Source organism: Butyrivibrio sp. VCB2006, from assembly GCF_000420945.1.
GTDB lineage: Bacteria > Bacillota > Clostridia > Lachnospirales > Lachnospiraceae > Butyrivibrio.
On record NZ_ATVX01000027.1, the window covers coordinates 1 to 20943 of the forward strand.

25 protein-coding genes and 4 pseudogenes are annotated in these 20943 nt (G+C 39.2%); 25 read left to right on the forward strand and 4 right to left on the reverse strand.

Annotated features, from left to right (window positions below; translation table 11 throughout):
- The first annotated feature begins 317 nt into the window (after window positions 1–317).
- The 10 genes and pseudogenes from G613_RS0116755 to G613_RS0116805 all read left to right on the forward strand — a co-directional run bounded on the left by G613_RS0116755 (window position 318) and on the right by G613_RS0116805 (window position 7019).
- Window positions 318–1112, forward strand: coding sequence for a hypothetical protein (locus G613_RS0116755; RefSeq protein WP_029233700.1), 795 nt, complete (start codon window positions 318–320; stop codon window positions 1110–1112).
- 831 nt (window positions 1113–1943) lie between these two features.
- Window positions 1944–2138: pseudogene (locus tag G613_RS20160) on the forward strand (DUF6462 family protein); the annotation flags it as partial.
- 69 nt (window positions 2139–2207) lie between these two features.
- Window positions 2208–2396 carry a DUF6462 family protein gene (locus tag G613_RS20165; protein ID WP_081647936.1) on the forward strand — a complete coding sequence of 63 codons (189 nt, stop codon included), beginning with the start codon at window positions 2208–2210 and terminating at the stop codon, window positions 2394–2396.
- 12 nt (window positions 2397–2408) lie between these two features.
- On the forward strand, window positions 2409–3221 hold the full coding sequence (locus tag G613_RS0116775; RefSeq protein ID WP_026662874.1) for a ParA family protein: 813 nt from the start codon (window positions 2409–2411) through the stop codon (window positions 3219–3221).
- Window positions 3184–4101, forward strand: a complete 918-nt coding sequence (locus tag G613_RS0116780) for a ParB/RepB/Spo0J family partition protein (protein ID WP_029233701.1) — start codon at window positions 3184–3186, stop codon at window positions 4099–4101. Before G613_RS0116775 ends, G613_RS0116780 begins: the two co-directional genes overlap by 38 nt.
- A gap of 5 nt (window positions 4102–4106) precedes the next feature.
- On the forward strand, window positions 4107–4472 hold the full coding sequence (locus tag G613_RS0116785) for a replication initiator protein A (protein WP_026653331.1): 366 nt from the start codon (window positions 4107–4109) through the stop codon (window positions 4470–4472).
- Between the two features lie 65 nt (window positions 4473–4537).
- Window positions 4538–5485, forward strand: coding sequence for a DUF6017 domain-containing protein (locus G613_RS0116790; protein WP_029233702.1), 948 nt, complete (start codon window positions 4538–4540; stop codon window positions 5483–5485).
- Between the two features lie 81 nt (window positions 5486–5566).
- Window positions 5567–6004 (forward strand): hypothetical protein, encoded by a 438-nt coding sequence (locus G613_RS0116795; RefSeq protein WP_029233703.1) that lies wholly within the window; start codon window positions 5567–5569, stop codon window positions 6002–6004.
- A gap of 30 nt (window positions 6005–6034) precedes the next feature.
- Entirely contained in the window at window positions 6035–6676 is a 642-nt protein-coding gene (locus G613_RS0116800; RefSeq protein WP_029233704.1) for a hypothetical protein, read from the forward strand.
- Between the two features lie 127 nt (window positions 6677–6803).
- Complete coding sequence (locus G613_RS0116805) at window positions 6804–7019, forward strand: hypothetical protein (protein ID WP_330361472.1); 216 nt, start codon at window positions 6804–6806, stop codon at window positions 7017–7019.
- Window positions 7020–7055: 36 nt separating this feature from the next.
- Here the strand turns inward: G613_RS0116805 and G613_RS0116810 are convergent, their stop codons facing one another.
- Window positions 7056–7388 carry a winged helix-turn-helix transcriptional regulator gene (locus tag G613_RS0116810; RefSeq protein WP_013282515.1) on the reverse strand — a complete coding sequence of 111 codons (333 nt, stop codon included), beginning with the start codon at window positions 7386–7388 and terminating at the stop codon, window positions 7056–7058.
- A gap of 145 nt (window positions 7389–7533) precedes the next feature.
- Between G613_RS0116810 and G613_RS0116815 the strand changes: the two genes are divergently transcribed.
- From G613_RS0116815 to G613_RS0116845, 8 genes and pseudogenes are all read left to right on the forward strand, one after another.
- Window positions 7534–7887 carry a cupin domain-containing protein gene (locus G613_RS0116815; protein WP_013282514.1) on the forward strand — a complete coding sequence of 118 codons (354 nt, stop codon included), beginning with the start codon at window positions 7534–7536 and terminating at the stop codon, window positions 7885–7887.
- Window positions 7888–8103: 216 nt separating this feature from the next.
- Window positions 8104–8229, forward strand: a pseudogene (locus G613_RS19965) (MarR family transcriptional regulator); the annotation flags it as partial.
- Complete coding sequence (locus G613_RS0116825; RefSeq protein WP_022762011.1) at window positions 8226–8924, forward strand: radical SAM mobile pair protein A; 699 nt, start codon at window positions 8226–8228, stop codon at window positions 8922–8924. The pseudogene G613_RS19965 and the gene G613_RS0116825, both read left to right, overlap by 4 nt.
- Window positions 8900–9823 (forward strand): radical SAM mobile pair protein B, encoded by a 924-nt coding sequence (locus G613_RS0116830; RefSeq protein WP_022755164.1) that lies wholly within the window; start codon window positions 8900–8902, stop codon window positions 9821–9823. The genes G613_RS0116825 and G613_RS0116830 overlap by 25 nt, the downstream gene beginning before the upstream one ends.
- A 101-nt stretch (window positions 9824–9924) precedes the next feature.
- Window positions 9925–10596: a helix-turn-helix domain-containing protein gene (locus G613_RS0116835; protein WP_022780002.1), complete on the forward strand. Its 672-nt coding sequence runs from the start codon at window positions 9925–9927 to the stop codon at window positions 10594–10596.
- Between the two features lie 18 nt (window positions 10597–10614).
- Window positions 10615–10833: pseudogene (locus G613_RS20170) on the forward strand (TIGR04076 family protein); the annotation flags it as partial.
- Window positions 10826–11068: pseudogene (locus G613_RS0116840) on the forward strand (TfoX/Sxy family protein); the annotation flags it as partial. The pseudogenes G613_RS20170 and G613_RS0116840, both read left to right, overlap by 8 nt.
- Window positions 11069–11215: 147 nt before the next feature.
- Complete coding sequence (locus tag G613_RS0116845; protein ID WP_022780004.1) at window positions 11216–11518, forward strand: ArsR/SmtB family transcription factor; 303 nt, start codon at window positions 11216–11218, stop codon at window positions 11516–11518.
- Window positions 11519–11545: 27 nt separating this feature from the next.
- On the opposite strand, the gene G613_RS0116850 is transcribed toward G613_RS0116845, so the two are convergent.
- Window positions 11546–12583, reverse strand: a complete 1038-nt coding sequence (locus G613_RS0116850; RefSeq protein WP_022780005.1) for a YeiH family protein — start codon at window positions 12581–12583, stop codon at window positions 11546–11548.
- A gap of 127 nt (window positions 12584–12710) precedes the next feature.
- On the opposite strand from G613_RS0116850, the gene G613_RS0116855 reads away from it, so the two are divergent.
- Together G613_RS0116855 and G613_RS19600 are read left to right on the forward strand one after the other, a co-directional pair.
- Window positions 12711–13595 carry a LysR family transcriptional regulator gene (locus tag G613_RS0116855; protein WP_022780006.1) on the forward strand — a complete coding sequence of 295 codons (885 nt, stop codon included), beginning with the start codon at window positions 12711–12713 and terminating at the stop codon, window positions 13593–13595.
- 65 nt (window positions 13596–13660) lie between these two features.
- A complete protein-coding gene (locus G613_RS19600; RefSeq protein ID WP_155828117.1) occupies window positions 13661–13828 on the forward strand; it encodes a hypothetical protein in 168 nt (55 codons plus the stop codon).
- 389 nt (window positions 13829–14217) lie between these two features.
- On the opposite strand, the gene G613_RS0116865 is transcribed toward G613_RS19600, so the two are convergent.
- Window positions 14218–15120, reverse strand: a complete 903-nt coding sequence (locus tag G613_RS0116865) for an AraC family transcriptional regulator (RefSeq protein ID WP_029233705.1) — start codon at window positions 15118–15120, stop codon at window positions 14218–14220.
- Window positions 15121–15254: 134 nt separating this feature from the next.
- On the opposite strand from G613_RS0116865, the gene G613_RS0116870 reads away from it, so the two are divergent.
- The 3 genes from G613_RS0116870 (at window position 15255) to G613_RS19745 (ending at window position 17461) form a co-directional block, all read left to right on the forward strand.
- The gene (locus G613_RS0116870) at window positions 15255–15854 is read left to right on the forward strand and encodes a DUF1349 domain-containing protein (RefSeq protein ID WP_022780009.1); all 600 of its coding nucleotides are present in this window, start codon (window positions 15255–15257) and stop codon (window positions 15852–15854) included.
- Window positions 15855–15856: 2 nt separating this feature from the next.
- Window positions 15857–17038 carry an MFS transporter gene (locus tag G613_RS0116875; RefSeq protein ID WP_029233706.1) on the forward strand — a complete coding sequence of 394 codons (1182 nt, stop codon included), beginning with the start codon at window positions 15857–15859 and terminating at the stop codon, window positions 17036–17038.
- A gap of 120 nt (window positions 17039–17158) precedes the next feature.
- Window positions 17159–17461, forward strand: coding sequence for a GNAT family N-acetyltransferase (locus tag G613_RS19745; protein ID WP_255367899.1), 303 nt, complete (start codon window positions 17159–17161; stop codon window positions 17459–17461).
- A 144-nt stretch (window positions 17462–17605) separates the two neighbouring features.
- Here the strand turns inward: G613_RS19745 and G613_RS0116885 are convergent, their stop codons facing one another.
- Entirely contained in the window at window positions 17606–18427 is an 822-nt protein-coding gene (locus G613_RS0116885; RefSeq protein ID WP_022780012.1) for an AraC family transcriptional regulator, read from the reverse strand.
- 152 nt (window positions 18428–18579) lie between these two features.
- On the opposite strand from G613_RS0116885, the gene G613_RS0116890 reads away from it, so the two are divergent.
- Window positions 18580–20361 (forward strand): hypothetical protein, encoded by a 1782-nt coding sequence (locus tag G613_RS0116890; RefSeq protein WP_026518486.1) that lies wholly within the window; start codon window positions 18580–18582, stop codon window positions 20359–20361.
- Between the two features lie 86 nt (window positions 20362–20447).
- Entirely contained in the window at window positions 20448–20816 is a 369-nt protein-coding gene (gene crcB, locus G613_RS0116895) for a fluoride efflux transporter CrcB (protein WP_013282473.1), read from the forward strand.
- Window positions 20817–20943: the final 127 nt, after the last annotated feature.

A 20943-nucleotide genomic window follows, 5' to 3' on the forward strand; every position in this document is an offset into this window, starting at 1 on the left:
GGAACTAGTGACTAAGAAGCAGAGTGCAATAGGATTTAGATGATAGATTTCTATATTACAGCTATTGTCTCAGTGGAACTAGTGACTAAAATGTATGAACACATTAGAATTAGTCACTTTTCAAGTTGCAAGAGTGCTTGGAACATAACAATGATTGAAAAAAGAGTGGCTAAGGACTGGAAGTAATGGTGATTTAGTCAATTTATTGAATTATAACGATGTTTAAATTTTGCTACATGAAGTCTGAGGAATAATCTGAAGCATCAAGTATGAAATATGAATAGAATAATAAATAGTAGGAGATTAAAGAATTATATATGAATGAATTATCTAATGCATTAACCTGTCGGATCCAGCTTTTGAAAAGGGCTATTAAACAAGCTGAGAAAGATGGAGAATTCCCTGAGGGAAGGCTGAGAGTCAGTAGGACTGCAGGAAGAGTTCGGTATTATGAAGTGACAGAGAAGAACGATACTAAAGGCAAATATCTATCGAAGAAGGAACAGTTATCGCGAGTAAAGCAACTCGCCCAGAAAGATTACAACAAGCAATTTCTAAAAACAGCAAAGATTGAACTGAATATGCTTGAAGGATTGCTCCTAAAATACAATAAGAATCAAGCTGAAGAATCCTATAACAATCTATCAATCGAAAGAAAACAGCTTGTAACGTCCTACATTCAACCAGATAATCTATATGCCAAAGAGTGGCAGTCTAAGATATTCAAATCCAATCCCTATAAACCTGAAAAGAAAATCTTTGATACTAAGAGAGGTGAGAAGGTCAGATCTAAGTCGGAAGCGATAATTGCTGATATGCTCTACGATATGGGAATTCCATATCGCTATGAATATCCTGTGAGAATATACAATGGAAAGATTAAGTATCCAGATTTCACATTGTTAAAAATAAAGACCAGAGAAGTGATATATTTTGAGCATTTTGGACGCATGGGTGAAGAAGGATATCGAATAGATACCATGGAAAAGATGGATGAATATAGAACCAGTGGAATATACCCCGGGAAGAACCTAATATTCACATATGAAACAGATGCAAAACCTCTAGATATCAAGGGGACTAGAAGAATGTTGGCAGAAATATTCATGTAACTGAGGAGGTTTGCTGTCTTAAGAATTAACGGAATAAAAAAAGGTATAAGGGAGGGGATGTTTCATGAGAAAAGGAGCAATCTTTTTGTAAGTGAAACAGAATCTTTTTGATTTGATTTTATAGATTTAGATAAATTAGAAAACGCAAATTATAGATGCTAAGCGTTTAAAAAGAGCCATTTGATGACTTAACCTGCTTTCTGTCGCAACTTAAGTAACATTTTGAGATAGAGATGCAGATTCTGTTTTAAAAGATTGCAAATGTAAAATTAAAACAATAACATCTCTATTTTGAAAAGATGCTTAAAGTAAATTTAAAAGTTGCCACAGATAGGTGTGATCGGATATGGCATGGATGGCGTGGTTGTGCTGATTACACAGAGGTTGAGCATTAGGAACGTACTACAGTTCCCGACCCTCCGCAGCGAGAAATGACACACGTTCTTGAGTAAAATCACGTTTCTCCGTGGACGACCAAATTTGGACTAAAATGCACTGATTTTAAAACAATCTCATGGGACAACATGGGACATCAGTGGACGTGTACGTGTAGTTTGACAGTAGAAAACAGGACTTCCATGGACGTCAGTGATGACGAAAAAATAGAGGATATTGACGCAAAAAGCGGGGAAAAGGCTTTAAAAAGTCTTCTCCCCGGGTAAACGTCAAAGAGGAAAACCGGTTCTAAGTATCTTCTAATCCATGAAAATATTATGACTTAATCCACATTTCTCTTAATGAAAAAGAGAAAATGTGGTTTTTTATTGCTTAAAATCTCAATTCTCTTTTTCTAAATTGCATCTCGTAACACCAAAAAAACGGAGGTTACAGATGAATCGAAGTAAATCCCCACCAGTGAATCTGGAAAAATACCTGGAAGGTAAAAGACACCGCTTCTGCACTTACGCTCAGGGTGCAAGACTTTACGCAATGGCGTACTGGTCATTTGTCACCATGGCCAAGCAGGCAGGAGCCAACATCAAGCTCAGGAAAACAGCTCTTGTAGATCTGGATGTGCTTGATGACTACATCGAAAAAGAATGCAACGAAGAAAGAGAGGATGAAGAAATGGGAAGACGCAAATTTGTTGAAAACATGGATGAACTGGTCAAAGAAGGTAAAAAGAAGTATGTGAGGTACGCAGAGGGTGCTGAGCTTTATTCCATGGGGCTTCACACCTTTCAATCCCTGGCAAAAGAGGCTAAGGCCACAAGGAAAGTTAAAGGTGTGGTCCTTTGTAACACAGAAAAGATCGATGCTTTTATCGAGTCATTCATGGAATAAGGGGGTGGAGACATGTCTAAAGTTATAGCAGTAGCAAATCAGAAGGGCGGAGTCGGAAAAACCGTCACATGCGTAAATTTAGGAATCGGCCTGGCAAGAGAAGGGAATAAGGTACTTCTGATCGATTGTGATCCGCAAGGGTCCCTGACAATCAGCCTTGGCTGTGATGAGCCCGACAGACTGGATTATTCCCTGGCAAATGCTCTTATCGGGATCATAAATGACGAGCCTGTGGATGTCTCCAGAGGACTTATCCATCACGAGGAAGGTGTTGATGTGATGCCGGGCAATATTGAGCTTTCAAGTCTGGAGATCACTCTTACAGGAATTATCAGCAGGGAAACTATCCTCAGGCAGTACGTAAACATGGCAAGAGAGCTCTATGACTACATTATTATCGATTGTATGCCTTCTCTTGGGATGATGACCATAAATGCCCTGGCTTGTGCAGACAGTGTACTTATTCCTGTACAGGCCGCATATCTTCCTGTAAAGGGGCTTCAGCAGCTTATTAAGACCATAGGAAGAGTTAAGCGTCAGCTGAACCAGAAGCTGGAAATAGAGGGAATTCTTATCACTATGGTGGATAACAGAACCAATTATGCAAAAGACATATCGGCTCAGATCTACGAAGCGTATTCATCCACCATAAATGTTTTTGAGACTGAGATCCCGCTTTCTGTGAGAGCCGCTGAGATTAGTGCTTCCGGAAGTAGTCTCTACGTCTATGATCCAAAAGGAAAAGCAGCATCGGCATATTCATCATTTATAAGGGAGGTAATAAATAATGGCACAAAGAGTTGGTCAGAAAGTAAAGCTGTCTAGTATAGATGAGCTCCTCGGTGTTCCTAGCACCGAGGGGACTGTAGATCTCGATGTTATGACTATTTATCCCTTTGAGAATCATCCATTCAAGGTTGTGGATGATGAAAAGATGGATGAACTTGTGGAAAGCATAAAAGAAAGCGGAGTTCTTACTCCGGTTCTTGTAAGACCGGATGATGAAGGAACTTATGAGATGATTTCCGGACATAGAAGGCTCCATGCTGCTAAAAGGGCTGGGCTTCGTAAGATTCCTGCAATCATCAAGGAAATGACAAATGATGATGCCACGATTGCCATGGTTAATGCAAATATGCAGAGGGAGGAGATCCTTCCGAGTGAAAGAGCATTTGCATATAAAATGAAGCTCAATGCGATTAGAAGTCAGGGTCAGAGGAGAGATTTAACTTCTGTTCAAGTTGAACAGAAGTTGAGTGGGAAGACTTCAAGGGAAAGAATTGCTGAGGAAATGGGTTCTAGCGCAGTACAGGTGTCACGTTTTATCAGACTTACAGAGCTTATTCCAAAATTACTGAATATGGTTGATCAGAAGAAATTAGCATTATCTGTGGCTGTTGAGATTTCTTATCTGAATCACTCGTACCAGGAATGGATTTATGAGTATATCCATGAAAATGGAATGATCAAGCAGGAACAGCTCATAGATCTGAGACCATACAGAGAGGATGATTCGCTAACGCAGGAGATGATGATTGATATTCTCATTCAAAAGCGAGCAACACCGCAGACCCACAAGAAGATCACCTTCAACGAGCGCAAGCTCAACAAGTATTTTCCGGCATATTATTCTCAGACACAGATTGAGAAGATCCTCATTGATTTCTGTGAGGAATGGAAAAGGACCCATGAAAGTGAGGAATAACAACTATGATGGATTATTTCTATAATACCCAGGCTGAGCAATTTGCTTCTGTAGAGATTCCAAAGGAGCTTCTGACAGGGGAGAATTTTTCTTCCCTGTCGGCTTCGGCCAAGATGCTGTACGCAGTTCTTTTAGACCGGATGGGCGAAGCCAAGAGGCACAACTGGTATGACGAAGAGAACAGAGTATATGTGATTTATCCTTTGAGTAAGCTTGAAAAGGATATCAGTTTTTCCAGACATACCATTATCGACTGTATGAATGAGCTTGAGGACTTTGGCCTTATTTCCAGATTCCAGATCAAGGGCAAGCCAAGCAGGATTTACGTCAAGAATTTTAATCGCAGACGCATTTTTCAGCTGATTGGGTAGTGCAATAATTGCACCACCTAAATCCACAGAGCGTCACACTAAGTTACCGAAGGGAGGGAAAAGGATTGAGCGAAAGAATCATATTTGACTATTTCAAAGGTCAAGAATCTGAAATGCTATCCTTTTACAGAATACCAAAGCTGCTGTTCACAAATGCCTATTTTAAGGGCCTTGACGTGCTTGCCAAGACTTTATACGGCCTTATGCTGGATAGAATGTCTTTATCCCTTAAGAATAAGTGGTTTGATGAGGAGCAGAGGGCATATATTTACTTTGCACAGCAGGAAGCCGCAGAAATGCTGGATTGTGGGGAAGACAAGATAAGGATCTTATTCAAGAATCTTGAGGAATATGGCCTTATTGAGCGAAGAAAGCAGGGCCAGGGGAAGCCTTCCATTATCTACCTCAAGAACTTTGTTTCTGAGGGTTCTGAAGAAGTTCAGACCTTGGAAAATCCCGGTTCTGAATCAGAAATAGAAGTTTCAGACCCCGGAAATATCGGGGTCAAGACCACGGAAAAATCGGGTTCTAGACCAAGGGAAATTCGGGTTCTAGACCACGGAAATTCCGGCCCTAATTATAATAATATTAATAATACTAACTTAGTTATAACCAATCATATCTCTTCGAAGCAGACAGATTTGAACGAGGATTACGAAATTTATTCAGAAATGATCAGGGAGAATCTGTCCCTGGATACTTTGCTTGATCGATATCCTCAGGAGAGAGAAGCGATTGAAGGGATGTATGAGATTGTCCTTGAGACTGTTTTGTCTACTCAGGAGAAGATCCATATCGCCAAGAACGATTATCCCAAAAACCTTGTGAAAGCAAAGCTTCTCAAGCTTAACAGCATGCATGTTGAGTATGTGCTGGATTGCATGAAGAATAATACCACCAAGATTAAGAAGATCAGGCCTTATCTTTTGGCGACACTTTTCAATGCACCAAGCACAATGAGCAGCTATTACCAGGCGGAGGTTAACCACGACATGGCATGCGGGCTCATTTAGATCCAGTTTGACATATCTGCGCAACCCTCATATACTTAAAAGTGTAATGAGGTAAACGTAACACTCATAGGAGGGTCGGATATGCCAAGAATCAATTTGTCGATTAGTGATGATTTATACAAGCAGCTTCAGAAGGCTGCAGATAAACAGAAGATAACTGTCAACAGTCTTATCCTTGAGACACTTGAGGATAAGTTCAACACCGCAGTAAGGTACGACTACACTGCAGCGCTTAAACTCATGGTCGCTGAGTCCAAGAAGATGGAGAAGGAGTTCACTCTCTCAGATCTTCCGACCTTTGCAGATGTAGAGCAGGTTCTTATCGAGAACAATATTAAAGAGTCTCCTGCATCAGTGAGAGCCAGACTTGGCAAGATGTACAACGAGGCAGTCAAGAAAGGCTCTATCAGTGGAGTGGAAAGAGCTGTTACAAATAAAAATGGTGTGGAGGAACTTAAGTTCTGGTGCCGTGCTGCAGTGTATTGTAACAAATTAAGCAAGGCAACTACCAAGAAGTAGTTGTGTTTTCAGAATTCATAGGAGGCTGAGATGATAGCATTATTACTTGAGATTGTATTAGCGATTATATTTGCTGTTATAGCCATCGTTTGTTTCGGCATTTTTAGGGCTATGCCTTTCTTTACAGGACTTATCGGTGCATTTGTACTGACGCTCCAATTTCCTGAGTTAAGCAATATAATTCCGGGAGAACCCAGATCAAGTATGATTGCACTTATACTGGTGATTGAGTTGATTATACTGGTACTGACATTGAATGAGCAGACAGGCCCAGCTATGGTAAAGTTCTCATGCTGCATGTTCCTGGGAATCATAATGGCGATTATTCATAGCTGCTTTGAGTGTGCATCCTGGCAGAAGGCAGTCTTTGTAACGGTTCTCTATCTTCTCATCATGGGAATTATTATTGTATCTAACCTTGAATCCATAGGAATTGAGAGCTCCGGTTATAGAAACATACTGGCCAGCTTAATAGTTTCATTCATGTATGCTGCATCTTTGGGATTCACACTTTTAGTAATCCTCAGTGCAATCTGGGGCCAATACATAAAACTCCGTTTCTCAGGAGCTTTCTATGCTTCTTACGATAAGGTTGGAATGATAGTCGTTATAGCAGTAATGGCCGTAACAGCAATAGGATGTTTTGTGAGAGACAGATTTGAGTTAGCATAAACAAGGAGTTTTGCGAGTCATCTGGCAGATAAAAAACTGTCAGATGGCTTTTTTTATTGTGTGAAAACAGATATAGTAGAAGTCTGACCTTGTAGATGCTCCAATCATCAATGAGCTTCCTATCGCCATGGAGTGTGAGTTTATCGAATATCAGAGTGACGAGACAGGAATGGGAGTTATCGGAAAAGTCGTGAAAACCTCTATTGAGGAAGCAAATATGTCTGGAGACAAGGTTAATATAGATTCTCTTGAAGCTATCGCCTTTGATCCTTACACACATGGTTATTATAAGGTGTCCGGAAGAGTCGGAGAGGCTTTTTCAGATGGAAAGAAGCTCTTTTGATGGACAACAATTTACAATAATGAAAAAGCTGAGGGCTCAACCTTCAGCTTTTTCTATTTCTTTAATATATTCAAAGCCGAAAAGTTCAATCTGATCCAAGACCTTCCTGAATTTTTCGCCCATTTCGCTAAGACTATATTCAACTCTGGGAGGAACTTCGGCATATACCTTTCTGGTTATCAGTTTGTCATTTTCCAATTGTCTTAACTGTCTGGTCAGCATAGCTCTGGTGATGTCCGGAATATTCCTTTCAAGTTCGTTAAAACGTTGTGTTCCTGTACTAAGCTGAAAGAGTATAACTATGGCCCACTTACCTTGAAGGACTCTTTGAGTTGTGGCATAAGGACATTGACCGTAAATGCTTTTCATTAAAATTTTCTCCTTGTATTTCCGCAATAGTATCAAAAATGTGACTATGTATTATAAATCTTCGTACTTGTTTGAAATTGCCTAAGGGATAAAATGATGATACAACAAACAAAAACAAATATCAAATACATGGAGGAAAACAAAAATGTCAAATTTCAAAAAAGTAAACGTAACAGAGGCTCCTAGAACAGAACTTCATGATGCTCTTGGTTTAACGGGAGCAGAGATAAGTATCAATCATCTTCCTGCAGGAGCAGGTGTTCCCTTTGTACACTCACATAAAAATAATGAGGAAATCTATCTTATTCTTTCCGGAAAGGGTAAGGCTGTAATTGATGGAGAGGATGTTGAAATCGCTAAAGGTGATGTGGTTAGAATTTCACCTGAAGGAAAGAGACAGTTTCTTGCTGCGGAAGATTCAGAGTTAAGCTATGCATGTATCCAGGTCAAGGCAGGTTCAATTGGTGGATTCACTGCAGAGGATGCAGTGATGTACTGATCCTCAAAAGACACCAGCTTTTTCCATAACCATGCCGAGTCTCGCAGTGACGAGCTGTGTGATTCAGAAGGGTGTCGCAAACTGCATCCAACATATGCGGGAATCCAACTCAGAAATGCCTGCGCAGAAATCATGGAAAAGCAGGGGTATGAGGAGCCGACGGGATAGGCGAAGATCACACCGGGATTCAATCTTTGGAGCAGGAGGAGGTAAGCTTATGACTCCGTATCCAATGAGATGGGGAATATTTATTATCGTGATTTTACGGATAAAGAGATTCTTCAGTTTGAAGAGTATCTTAACCGCATCAGGGTAAACCTTGAGGAATGGAGTGACAAATGAGTATCTGTATTAAAGATCAGATTCAGAACATGAATCTTGTTATAGGGTGCACTGTTGGATGTCCGTACTGCTATGCCAGAAACAATACGAGGCGTTACCACATCATAGATGATTTTGAAAAGCCACAGTTTTTTCAAGGAAAGCTTCGTATGATGGAAAAGAAAAAGCCGCAGAATTTTCTGCTGACCGGCATGAGCGATCTCTCGGGCTGGCATGAGGAATGGAGAGAGGAAGTCTTTAAAAAGATAGCAGAGAATCCTCAGCACCAGTTTCTTTTTCTTACCAAACGACCGGATCTTTTGTCTTTTGAAACAGATCTTGATAATGCATGGTTTGGTGTTACAGTTACGAGAAAGTCTGAGTTATGGCGTATTGATGCACTGCGGAGCAATGTGAAGGCAAAAAAATATCATGTTACCTTTGAGCCTTTGTTCGATGATCCGGGTAAGGTTGATCTTACAGGCATTGACTGGATTGTGGTGGGAACCATGACAGGTGCAAAGAGCAGGACTGTTAAAACAGATCCCGGGTGGGCTTATTCATTGACAGAACAGGCTCATGAACTGAACATTCCTGTATTCTGGAAAGAAGATCTTGTTCCGATTATGGGAGAAGAAATGATACAGGAAATGCCGGATGCTTTTAACAAAGTGCTGGAGGAACAGAGGATATGGAACAACCAGAAATCAAAGTAAATCATATAGAAACCAAAAGTGTAATGACAAAATCGAATACTCCTATTGGAGGATATTCGGTGAATCCCTATGTGGGGTGTCCCCATGCCTGTAAATACTGCTACGCATCTTTTATGAAACGCTTTACAGGGCATACGGAGGAATGGGGAACTTTCATGGATGTGAAAGACTGGCCTGAAATAAAGAATCCAAAGAAGTATGCCGGCCAGAAGGTGATCATTGGAACAGTTACGGATGGTTATAATCCGCTAGAGGAAACATATAAAAATACAAGAAGACTTCTGGAAGAACTAAAGGACAGTGGTGCGGACATACTTATCTGCACAAAGTCAGACCTTGTACTAAGAGATCTGGATCTGCTAAAAGAGATCAATGAAAATAGCAGACTTACAGTATCATGGTCAATCAATACTCTCGATGAAGAGTTTAAAGATGATATGGATGCGGCAGTAAGCATAGAAAGAAGGCTTGCTGCAATGAAAGAGGTATATGCGGCAGGCATTCGTACAATTTGCTTCATTTCACCCGTGTTCCCGGGGATTACGGATATAGAAGCAATCATAGACAGGACAAAAGATCAGTGTGACCTTGTATGGCTTGAGAATCTGAATCTTCGCGGAGGTTTTAAGGCAGATATCATGAAATACATTTCCGATAAACATCCGGATCTGGTGCCGCTGTATGACGAAATTTATAACAAAAAGAACCGCAGCTATTTTGAAGCGTTGGAAAAGAAAGCAGAAGAGCTGGCTAAAAAGTATGATTGCAGGTTTGTTGATAATGAAACTCCGTATGAGAGAGTAGAGAAAGGACATCCAACAATCGTAGATTACTTTTACCACGAAGAAGTAAGAGGAACTGCCAATAGTGGAAAGAGAAATGTAATACATAATCCTTGATGGAAGAATAAATTGGAAGATAATAACTTCAACTCTACTCTCCGTAGGTACCATCATTAGAAAAACTGATTTACAATCTGTGCATGGAGGTGAGAACGAAAATGAACCAATATGTTACAGGTGCAGTTATTAAGGAATTGCGAGAAAAGAACAAGATGACACAGCTTCAGCTGGCAGAAAGGCTGGGAGTAACTGACAAAAGTATCTCAAAATGGGAAAACCTGAGAGGATTGCCGGATATTACTCTGCTGGAGCCTATAGCGAAGGCATTTAAGATTTCAGTTACAGAGCTGATATCGGGTAATACCATTCACAATGCGAATGTATCCGCAAATATGCTGCGGTCGAAGTTCTATGTTTGTCCAATCTGCGGTAATGTGATACACAGTATGGGGGAGGCGGCTATCCATTGTCACGGTATCCAGCTCATGCCTTTAGAGGCGGAACCAACAGATGAGCGTCACATGGTCTTTATCGAGCGTGTTGAAGATGAATACTATGTGCGTATCGATCACAGCATGACAAAGGAGCATTATATTTCGTTTGTGGCGGCGGCTTCATCCGATGAAATGCAGATGGTGAAGTTCTATCCGGAAGGGGGCGCTGAAGCACGGTTTAAGATCAGGGGAGTCAGAAGGATATTCTTCTACTGCAACCGTGACGGCCTGTTTTTGATCGATCCGGTAAAGGGGATTGATGACAAGGAAAGCGGTTATGATGATTCTCAAGAGAGAAGAGAACTGGAAAAGGCTGCAGATATGCTGTTTGGATAGTGTGACGGAGGCCGGATTATGAAGAAATGGTTTGACGAAGAGTATGAATTTACCGTAGAGGTTGTGGGATTCCTTCGAGGGGATCATACTGAGCGATATTGCAGAAACGGAGAAGAAATCGGCGATAAGTATACCTGCACATATGGCTGTCCTGTGAATCAAGATGGATACGGTATATGTTCTAAGACAATGATGATGCTTTATCCGTTGATGGAAGCAATACGGAGCGGCGGTGATGGGAGAATACATCATCTATTATCGTGGAAAAGTAGTCGGTGGCATTTATGATGACCGTTTTCTTGTGAAGCCTGTAAAGTCTGCTGTGAAAATGATGCCGGAAGTCGGTCTGGAACTTCCATACGAGGGAGCGAAGGAGATGCTCCTTGTCGATAATGCTGAGAACAAAGAGTTTCTTCGCAATCTGTTAGAGGCGATGTATGAAGAGCTACCTGCTCCAAAGAAAAAGAAGTGAGCTATAGTAAGGAAAATAAGAAGATAAATTGCCACGGAGGAGACAGAGTTTTAAAAGCTCTGTCTCCTTTTTGAAATAATACATTGACGAATATCTATGTATATGCTTTATCAACACATAGATAAACATCTATATAAGGAGAAGATTATGGCCAAATTAGACGAAGTGCTGATATGTAAGGCTCTTGGAGATCCCAACAGAATGGAAATAGTTAAGATGCTTTCTGATCAGGAGAAATGCGGATGTAAGCTTCTTGAAAAGTTTGATATTACACAGCCGACTCTCTCTCATCACATGAAGATACTTGTGGATTCGGGCTTGGTTAAAGACAGGAAAGAAGGTAAGTGGCACTACTATTCAATAAACACGGACATCATGAAGGAATTCTGTGGTTTTATAAAAACTCTCTGTAATGAAACCACCGGCAAGTGCTGTAAGGGAGAACCGTAATGTGGAACTTTATTCAGACTCAGGTCTTTACCATATCCCCATTACATGTTGCATCACAAGGCTTACAACTGTTATTCCGCCCCAGCAACAGCCACCAAGCAGTATCGGCTTTCCACCGGATTTAATGAGCTTGACCACGTTGCTGTTCAGGCCTATAGCAGCCATGGCCATTATGATAAAGAACTTGCTAAGTTCTTTAAGAGGTTTAAAAATATCCGAAGGTACTCCCATTCCCAAGCAAAGTGTTGTGATAATTGAAGCAAGAATAAAGAACACTATGAACATCGGGAATGCTCTCCTGAAGCTAAAACCGTTGGTGGTGCTTCCATCCTTTTTTGCTTCCTTTGCTCTCAGATAAGCAAGAACCAGTGTAATCGGAATGATTGCTAATGTCCTTGTAAGCTTCACTGTAACTGCCTTGTCCAAAGTCTGACTACCCAGGTTCCACATGCTGTCCCAGGTTGATGCAGCTGCAGTGACGGAAGAAGTATCATTAACTGCAGTTCCCGCAAAAATACCGAAAGCCTCTCCTGTTGTGATATCAAAACCTATAAGCTTTCCCAGCGAAGGAAAAAGAAGTGCTGCCAGCACGTTAAAGAAAAATATCACAGAAATTGCCTGTGCCACTTCATCATCATCCGCATCAATGACAGGAGCCGTAGCTGCTATTGCTGAGCCGCCGCATATTGATGAGCCAACTCCGATAAGAGTAGCTGTGTTTCCTTTGATATTCATAACCTTATGAAGAATCCATGATAGGATAAGCGATGTTGAAATCGTGCAGATAATTATAGGAAGTGACTGTTTTCCGGTCTGAAGAACGACCGAAAGATTCATACCAAATCCAAGGAGGACAACAGCCGCCTGCAGAATTATCTTTGATGTAAACTTTATTCCATCAGCCGCCTTCCCCTTGTCATTCCAGAACAGGGCTATTATCATGCCCAGAATGATTGCAATCACCGCTCCGCCAACGACAGGGAAGCGCTTTCCCAGGAGCCATGAAGGAACTGCAATAGTGAAGCATACGATTATTCCCAAATAATTCTTTTTCAAAAAATCCATCTCAAGACCTCTCTCACTTTCTAATCTGTTATTTCGCAGGTCTTATTCTATTCTGTCTTTTGAAAAAGATAAAATTATATATTATTATGTAACCATAAATATTTTTTATCGTTATGGAGAACTGATTATGCTGGATTTCAGAATAGATACTTTCCTCTGCGTTTGCAGACACCTCAATTTCACCAAGGCGGCTAAGGAGCTGAATATTACTCAGCCCGCTGTTTCTCAACACATACATCATCTTGAAAATGAATACGGGACAAAGCTGTTTACTCAGGATGGAAAAAAACTTTTTCTAACTGACAACGGAAAACTCCTGTATAAAAAAATGAATCAGATAAAAAATGATGATGAAAGTCTCAAAGAAATACTTTCACAGAATAACCATGGCTTAAAAGACATCTCTTTTGGTGTCACCATGACCATAGGAGAATACATAATTGCTGATCCGATCAGTGATTACATAAAAAATCACCCGGATACTAATCTTAAGATTACATTTGGCAACACATCGGAGCTTCTTAAAAAACTCTCCGAGGGGGTTATAGATTTTGCACTTGTAGAAGGATATTTTCCTGAAAATGATTATGAAACGCTGCTTTTTAGCAAAGAAGAGTTCGTTTCTGTCTGTTCGGCAAAGCACTCTTTCACTCAGAAACCGCGCGTGATAAAAGATCTCTTTCCCGAGCGAATTCTTATAAGAGAACCCGGTTCAGGAACGCGCAATATATTAGAAAGAGCTCTTGCCTTGAACAATTACTCTACAAGTGATTTTAGGAATTTTATCCAGGTGGAGAACATGCATGCCATAATAAGCCTTATTGAAAAAGACTGTGGCATCACCTTTTTATATAAAGCAGCGGTTGCATCCGGACTGCAGTCCGGATATCTGAAAACAATCCCCCTTGACGACTTTAGGGTAAAACATGATTTTACCTTCATCTGGCCAAAAGATACTGTTTTCAGTGAAGAGATCCGTGCAATATGTGAGGAAATCCTACCGGTGGCATAAACATTTTAGTAAAATGAATAACGATAAGCATACCTATTCTTAAAAAAGCATTTAATGAGGAAGAGATGACCGTATTTGCATCATGGGACATATCAGATCTATGGGCGAACTGGCAGGGCGCATGTATCAATAGTGGAAGCATCTGGTTTAGGGATGTGGATACTGAAAAGAAAGAGTTTAAGATCGTTTCATTGTTTGATCTTAGAGAGGCTGGAGGAGAAATAACGGATTAATTAGAGCTGTGGGTACATTGTGAACCTTTGGTTTAAGTCCCGTGTGCTCCGCTAAGAAAGATATATTCGAAGATAATCATACAAAAGACAAACAAAGATTTAATGAGTAGAAAGTAAAATCAGAGTATTATTTTTGATCGCAGTTATTAAAGTCGCCACCAGCAGCGTACAGTAGTCCTGAGCTTTCTACCGTACACAACAGGTAAACAGCAACTTAACTTGAAAATGTCGAAAGCAAGGCACTTTCGAATCATTAATCGTTCTCAAAGAGATAATCATTCTGCAGATGCAGATTCGAAACCCCCAGATTTTATCTGGGGGTTTTCTTATATTAATCAAGTAGTTCAGATATGCTACGGCCGTTCTAAATCTTCATCGTTGCCTTGTTCTTAATTATTACGGTATTCACGAGGTGAACAGTGGAACAGTTCCTTAAATGATTTAGAGAAATAACTGTTGTTATCAAATCCACATAACTCATAAATTGTTTGAACTGAGTAAGTGCTGCTTTTAAGCATATATGCCGCATTTTGCAATCTGAAATTCTTAAGATATTTAATTGGTGAAATATTGATAATTGACTTAAAGCACCTAAGAACTTCACTTTTACTAACATTTGCAGCATTAGCCAGGTCATCTAACGTTATATTTTTAGAATAGTTTGAATGGATGTAGTTTAGGATTATCTGTACGCGCTTCTCTAACAGTGGATTTACTGTGTGGGTAAGCATACTTTCTGTTAGATTCATATGATTTAGTACAGCAAAAAAATCAGATAATTCATTTCTAACTGATATCTCGTAATCCTCTGGTTCATGATTTATTATTTCCCATACAGTTTTGATAATATTGTCCAATTTGCTAAAGAATATGGAATCTGACTTCAGTATAAAATCTCTAATACTTGCGCTATGGATGATAGGATGTAAATACTTTTTATAATAAATACTTTCTGTATTGCTGCTTATAACAGAGCTGTCAAATATGACAGATTTAAAAATTGCTGCATTGACGGGGGTATGATTACGCATGGAATGCAAAACATTGGTATTTATGAAAAATAAGTCTCCTTCTGAAAGTATATATTTTCTGTTACCGCATTCTAAAAGAATAACGCCCTTTTCGACATGGCCTATCTCAATTTCAGCGTGCCAGTGCCAGTTGACAAAATCTTCGGTGATATCATCTCTATATATGGCAACTGGAAACTCTACAGTTCCATGGGTTCCAGTTTCATCTATATTGAATGGAGTTGCTTGTTTTGATAATGATATACATGATGAGAGTGCCATAATTATTCCTCTTGAAGATATAGTTATACTATTTGACCATTTTATTCCTTTTATTATATTAATAATACGATATAATTACAATAATTTCTTTCGATTAACAAAAAAGCACTAACAAAAAGAGGAGGCTGTAGATTATGTTTGATAATTTTAAATGGATCAATAAAGGTGAGATAAAAATTGAAGAGAATAAGGTTACAATAAAAGCACCGGCTTTGACAGATTTCTTCTGTGGTGGAAGTACAACAAGTGAAGAAGGAATTCTTCCTGAATCACTTTGTAATGCTCCATATTTCTACACAGATGTTAAGGGCGACTTCGTTCTTAATGTAAAGGTATCTCATGATTTTAAGGAAACTTATGATTCTGCATCTGTAATGGTTATGCAGGATATGGACAACTGGGCTAAATGCTGTTTTGAACTTACTGACTTTGGAACACACGCTGCTGTAAGTGTTGTAACTAAAGATGGTGAATCCGATGATGCTAATGGATGCGATATTGAAGGACAGAATTTTGCATATCTTAGAGTTTGTCGCGTGGGCAGAGCATTTTCTTTTCATTACTCCCTGGATGGAGTGCATTTCCACATGACAAGATATTTCTTAATGAAAGATGCTGAGTCTGTGAAAGTAGGTTTACTTGCTCAGGCACCTACAGGCCAAGGTGGAGACAGAATATACGAGAATCTTTCTATTGAAAGCAAAACGGTAAAAAATATCAGGGCCGGGGAATAAAAATGGAAGTAGAAAAGAATTATAAAAAAACACAGCTTGCATGCTATCTGGGATTTGTAACACAGGCCATCTGCGCTAATTTTGTACCGCTATTGTTTATAACATTTCATAATACATACAATATATCATTTGGAAAGCTGGCCGCTATTTCAACAGTATTCTTTGTTACACAGCTTGTAGTTGATTTTTTATGTGCAGGTATAGTAGATAAACTGGGTTACAGAGTATGCGTAATAGCTGCAGAGATTACATCAGGATTAGGACTTGCAGGACTTGCTGTATTACCTGACTTATTGTCAGTACCATTTTGGGGAATCCTTGTGTGTGTATTTATATATGCTGTTGGAAGTGGATTGACAGAAGTGCTGGTAAGTCCAATTGTAGAAGCATGTCCATTTGAAAATAAGGATACAATGATGAGTCTTCTTCATTCCTTTTATTGCTGGGGATGGGTTGGAGTTGTCTTGGGCTCCACAGCCTTCTTTACGGTTTTTGGTATAGAAAAATGGAGAATAATGGCACTTATATGGTCGGTCATTCCGCTTTATAACATTTTCAATTTTGCAACCTGTCCAATCGAACCACTGGTAGAAGATGGTAAGAGCATGACAATGCCCCAACTGTTGAAAACAAAAGCATTTTGGATTTTTATTATACTCATGATCTGCGCAGGTTCTTCAGAAATAGCGATGGGACAGTGGGCATCCGCCTATGCTGAATCAGCACTACATGTTTCCAAAACAGTTGGAGATTTGGCTGGACCCTGCGGATTTGCAGTGTGCATGGGAATCAGTAGACTTCTTTATGGAAAGTTCGGTGAAAAAGTTGATCTGACAATTTTCATGATGGCATCCGGAGTAATGTGCCTTATGTGTTATCTGGTTGCCGGACTGGCAAATATACCATGGGTTGGATTGATTGGATGTGCATTATGCGGATTTTCTGTAGGTATAATGTGGCCAGGTTCAATTAGTATATCATCACAGATACTTCCAACTGGAGGTACAGCAATGTTTGCACTTCTAGCGCTCGCAGGAGATTTTGGGGGAGCAATGGGCCCTGCTATTATTGGAAGTATATCTGAAAAAGCGGCTAATAATTTGCAGGCAGGAGTATTGGCAGGTATAGGTTTTCCTATCATTTTAGTAATTTCAGTGTTCTATATTCGAAATAAGTATCGATAGATATTCAAATTGGTGGAAGTAATATAGCAGGCAATATCGTCATATTATAACCATAGGTACTAACTATTCTGGTAGTATGATTATTCAATATTTCATAATGATGATTACTCTTTTAACGAGCTGCAGGTAGTAAAGGTCGCCAATGAATTCAATGATCCTGAACTTCTCAATAAAGTTTGGGTATATGATGATGGCATAGTTAAGGGAATGATACATCTGGAGGGAAAAGAAATTTCGGAATTATATGTAGATTACTTTTTTTGGAACCAAGGCATAGGAGCCCAATTGATAGAGTTCGCAAAAGAAAAATATGATAGCAGATTCCTATGGACGCTGGAGAAGAACAAAGAAGCTATTCATTTTTACAAGGCACATGGATTTAATCTCAACGAAAAAAGACAATTAGAAGAAGGCACACCTTAATATATCGTGATGCTAGAGCGAGACTGAAACTAGGATTATTTTTTAAAGAAATAACAAAGTTGCCACCAACCGCATACAGTAGCCCTGAGCTTCCGTCAAAGAGCAGAAAATCGTTATTGCTTATGACGAGCACGTGTCAACTGGTTATTTATGCGTTTTTTTTAGTTGTTCACGATATTCTGTAGGTGTTAGTCCATAATTTTTTTTGAATAGATAATAAAAATAAGATATGTTCTGAAAACCGCAAGCTTTGCTTATAATTGCAAATGAATTGTTTGAACAATCCATTTCATGTATCGCATGACGAAGACGGAGTTTGTTGATGTATTCTTTTACGGTCAGTGAAGTATTCTTTTTGATAATGCGATGGATATAGCTTTCTGATACGCCGCAGCATTCAGCAATTTGGCTGACATTTTGCAGAGTGGTATAGTTTGCGTCAATATAGTTTATGATTCTTTGGGCGCTGGATGTTTTGACATCACTAACAAATAAGCTGCTATCAGCGCAGTATTTCTTTTGAAATTTAGAGAGATCTATCAGTATTTGTGCAAGAAGCAAGTAGGATGACTCAGAAGTATGGCTCATAGCCTTATTCCAAGTAAGAAGTTTTTTTCTGTAATCTGCAGGAATGAAGATTATTGGTGTTTTAAAGCATGTTAAGTATGTGGAAACAATGTTTGGCTGAAAATATCTATCCAAATACTGCTTTGAAAAATGAATGCAGAGACCTGAGTAATCAGTATTTCCTTCACTGCGATGAGAAATATTGCTTTCAAATAGACATGCAAATCCTTCTTTTACAAGATGTGTGGTATTGCCAATAGTAACAGTTCTTTCTCCGGAAAGCAGTATATATATTTCATAATGGGTATGGTGATGCGAATAAGGCATAGACCATCCTTTTTTTGTTTCTTCATAGGACATTTCAAAGTTTTCATATACAAATGTTCGTTTATCTGCCATGGTATCTTTCTCCTTGTATTCATTGTATTCATTGTAGCAATGAGTTCAGAATAGCTCAATCAAAAAAATAATAGGTTCAGAATAGTGTATTTCATCATGAAAAGTAAAAGACTTATGATATAGCCAGAATATTTAAGATGGAGGCTATTTCGATGCGAAAAGAATTAATTAACGCAGCAGATAAATATCAAATGAATTGGATAGAGGGAGCTACCGAATGGGGAACAGTAAAGATACCATCACAGATTTCAGTTGATGTATGCTGTCAGGATGAAGAGGATATTATTACAGAGAAATATCTTTTTACTAATATCAGTGATAAGCCGCTTTTTACATCTCTTACGGATATTGGTATTTACACACCTTTTAATGATGATTATTGTGGTTCTGATATTTGTACAAAAATGCGTTGCCACACACATATATATTGTGGAGGAGAGATGTCTTATGTAATGGCTCTTCGCATGGGAGGTGAACCCCCTCACTTGGGGTTGGTACTGACAAAAGGCAGTCTTGCCGGATATAGTGTGGAGAGAGACCTTTCTCGTATCAGTAATGACAGGGGCGATTTTATTATGCATCCAACACCTCAGGTACTGAATCCGGGGGAGTCCTTTGAAATCGAATGGAAACTTTTCTGGCATCAGGGGAAAGAGGATTTTTATCAAAAGATTAATCAGATAAATCCCGGATATGTGGATGTACAGGCAGATCAATATGTTGTATTTGAAGGGGAAGATATAAAGATTTATGTGGATGGTGAAGAAAAACTTTATCAGAAATCTGAAAAACAAGGAGTACATACATTTTGCTTTGAAAAAAATGGGGTAAATGCTAAGTGTGCAGTTAATGTATTACCTGCGTTTCAGGAGCTTATAAAAAATCGAGTAACATATATTGCGGAAAAACAACAGCTTCATAAAGAAAATTGTCCTTTGGATGGTGCATATTTAATCTATGATACAAAAGAAAAACATATCTATTACCGGGCAGAGAATGATTACAACGGGGGACGTGAACGTGTCGGAATGGGTGTGCTGATGGCGGCCTATTTGCAAAGATTTTACGATGAAAAACTGATGGATAGTTTGAATCGGTATCTAGCATATGTGGAAAGGGAATTATATGATGATGAACATTCTTTAGTAGCCAATGATTACGGATATGACAATCATTTTCAGAGATTATATAACTATCCGTGGATGAGTTTGCTTTTCATAGAAGTATATCAATTGAAAAAAGATATAGACTACCTATACAAGGCATATAAGGTGATGAAATCATTCTATGAGCAGGGTGGTGATCATTTTTATGCAATTGCAATTCCGTTGGAGAAGCTTATGAAAAATCTATGGGTAGAAAAGATGTATGCGGAATATGAGGAACTACTTCAATATTTTCGTAATCATTGTGATACTTTCATGAAAAATGACATTTTGTATCCTGCTCATGAAGTTAATTATGAGCAAAGCATTGTTGCACCGGCGGCAAATCTATTATTGGAAATGTATTTGCTTACAGGAGAAGAAAAATACAAAGAAGCCGGAAAGCGTCAATTGGAAATTTTAGAGTTGTTTAATGCTCGTCAACCGCATTATCTTCAGTATGAGGTTGCAATTCGTCATTGGGATGGTTATTGGTTCGGTAAAAAGAGGCAGTATGGTGATACGTATCCGCATTACTGGAGTGCTCTTACAGGAAATGCTTATAGATTGTGGTATCGCATTAGCAAGGATGAACAGTATGATAAGATGTCGGAAGCTTCTTTGAGAGGTGTGCTCAGTTTGTTTTTTGCGGATGGCAGTGCCAGCTGTGCGTATGTATTTCCGGTAACAGTAAATGGTGAGCCGGGGCAGCGATATGATGATTACGCGAATGATCAGGATTGGGGAATGTATTTTTATTTGGTTTCGCAGTGCCATTCATTTCAATAGCTACAGGTATGATGAACCAGACAATCAATTAATGAAACGTTGAGAGTGGTTTATATTACAGTATATATGACAATAGAGAGGTTGATATGAATTTTCTATTTGTAGCACTTGGTGGTGCCTTGGGTGCAGTAGCGCGATATGCAATAAGTCTGATTCCTGTTAAGACTTATTTTCCGATATTAACTCTGATTACAAATATCCTCGGTGCCATACTAATTGGATTCGTTGTTGGAATTACCAGTAACCGAGAAAGTGTATCTGATAATACCATTCTTTTCTGGAAGACAGGGGTGTGTGGAGGTTTTACCACATTCTCTACATTTTCCCTTGAAGCTTTTAATTTGTTTGAGAAGAAACAATATATGAATGGCGGATTATATGTGGTACTGAGTTGTTGTTGCTGCATATTTGGAATTCTATGCGGAAAGAAACTTGCGACGATAATAAAACTTTGAATTTCAGGATAATGAAATAAGCAAATCGGGATTAGTGGAGTAGAACATGGATAAAAAAAGGGCTTTGTCTGGCGCCATAATATTTATAACCCTGATGGGAATCGTAAGTCTGTTTTCGGACATGACT

What these genes read in the sequence shown, in the direction of transcription:
- G613_RS0116850 (WP_022780005.1), bottom strand. Translation starts at nt 12,583, where the DNA reads ATGGATTTTTTGAAAAAGAATTATTTGGGAATAATCGTATGCTTCACT.
- G613_RS19600 (WP_155828117.1), top strand. Translation starts at nt 13,661, where the DNA reads ATGACCGTATTTGCATCATGGGACATATCAGATCTATGGGCGAACTGG.
- G613_RS0116845 (WP_022780004.1), top strand. Translation starts at nt 11,216, where the DNA reads ATGGCCAAATTAGACGAAGTGCTGATATGTAAGGCTCTTGGAGATCCC.
- G613_RS0116855 (WP_022780006.1), top strand. Translation starts at nt 12,711, where the DNA reads ATGCTGGATTTCAGAATAGATACTTTCCTCTGCGTTTGCAGACACCTC.
- G613_RS20165 (WP_081647936.1), top strand. Translation starts at nt 2,208, where the DNA reads ATGGATGAACTGGTCAAAGAAGGTAAAAAGAAGTATGTGAGGTACGCA.
- G613_RS0116795 (WP_029233703.1), top strand. Translation starts at nt 5,567, where the DNA reads ATGCCAAGAATCAATTTGTCGATTAGTGATGATTTATACAAGCAGCTT.
- G613_RS0116830 (WP_022755164.1), top strand. Translation starts at nt 8,900, where the DNA reads ATGGAACAACCAGAAATCAAAGTAAATCATATAGAAACCAAAAGTGTA.
- G613_RS0116755 (WP_029233700.1), top strand. Translation starts at nt 318, where the DNA reads ATGAATGAATTATCTAATGCATTAACCTGTCGGATCCAGCTTTTGAAA.
- G613_RS0116785 (WP_026653331.1), top strand. Translation starts at nt 4,107, where the DNA reads ATGATGGATTATTTCTATAATACCCAGGCTGAGCAATTTGCTTCTGTA.
- G613_RS0116780 (WP_029233701.1), top strand. Translation starts at nt 3,184, where the DNA reads ATGGCACAAAGAGTTGGTCAGAAAGTAAAGCTGTCTAGTATAGATGAG.
- G613_RS0116825 (WP_022762011.1), top strand. Translation starts at nt 8,226, where the DNA reads ATGAGTATCTGTATTAAAGATCAGATTCAGAACATGAATCTTGTTATA.
- crcB (WP_013282473.1), top strand. Translation starts at nt 20,448, where the DNA reads ATGAATTTTCTATTTGTAGCACTTGGTGGTGCCTTGGGTGCAGTAGCG.
- G613_RS0116865 (WP_029233705.1), bottom strand. Translation starts at nt 15,120, where the DNA reads ATGGCACTCTCATCATGTATATCATTATCAAAACAAGCAACTCCATTC.
- G613_RS0116805 (WP_330361472.1), top strand. Translation starts at nt 6,804, where the DNA reads ATGGAGTGTGAGTTTATCGAATATCAGAGTGACGAGACAGGAATGGGA.
- G613_RS0116810 (WP_013282515.1), bottom strand. Translation starts at nt 7,388, where the DNA reads ATGAAAAGCATTTACGGTCAATGTCCTTATGCCACAACTCAAAGAGTC.
- G613_RS0116870 (WP_022780009.1), top strand. Translation starts at nt 15,255, where the DNA reads ATGTTTGATAATTTTAAATGGATCAATAAAGGTGAGATAAAAATTGAA.
- G613_RS0116835 (WP_022780002.1), top strand. Translation starts at nt 9,925, where the DNA reads ATGAACCAATATGTTACAGGTGCAGTTATTAAGGAATTGCGAGAAAAG.
- G613_RS0116800 (WP_029233704.1), top strand. Translation starts at nt 6,035, where the DNA reads ATGATAGCATTATTACTTGAGATTGTATTAGCGATTATATTTGCTGTT.
- G613_RS0116890 (WP_026518486.1), top strand. Translation starts at nt 18,580, where the DNA reads ATGCGAAAAGAATTAATTAACGCAGCAGATAAATATCAAATGAATTGG.
- G613_RS0116885 (WP_022780012.1), bottom strand. Translation starts at nt 18,427, where the DNA reads ATGGCAGATAAACGAACATTTGTATATGAAAACTTTGAAATGTCCTAT.
- G613_RS0116875 (WP_029233706.1), top strand. Translation starts at nt 15,857, where the DNA reads ATGGAAGTAGAAAAGAATTATAAAAAAACACAGCTTGCATGCTATCTG.
- G613_RS0116775 (WP_026662874.1), top strand. Translation starts at nt 2,409, where the DNA reads ATGTCTAAAGTTATAGCAGTAGCAAATCAGAAGGGCGGAGTCGGAAAA.
- G613_RS0116815 (WP_013282514.1), top strand. Translation starts at nt 7,534, where the DNA reads ATGTCAAATTTCAAAAAAGTAAACGTAACAGAGGCTCCTAGAACAGAA.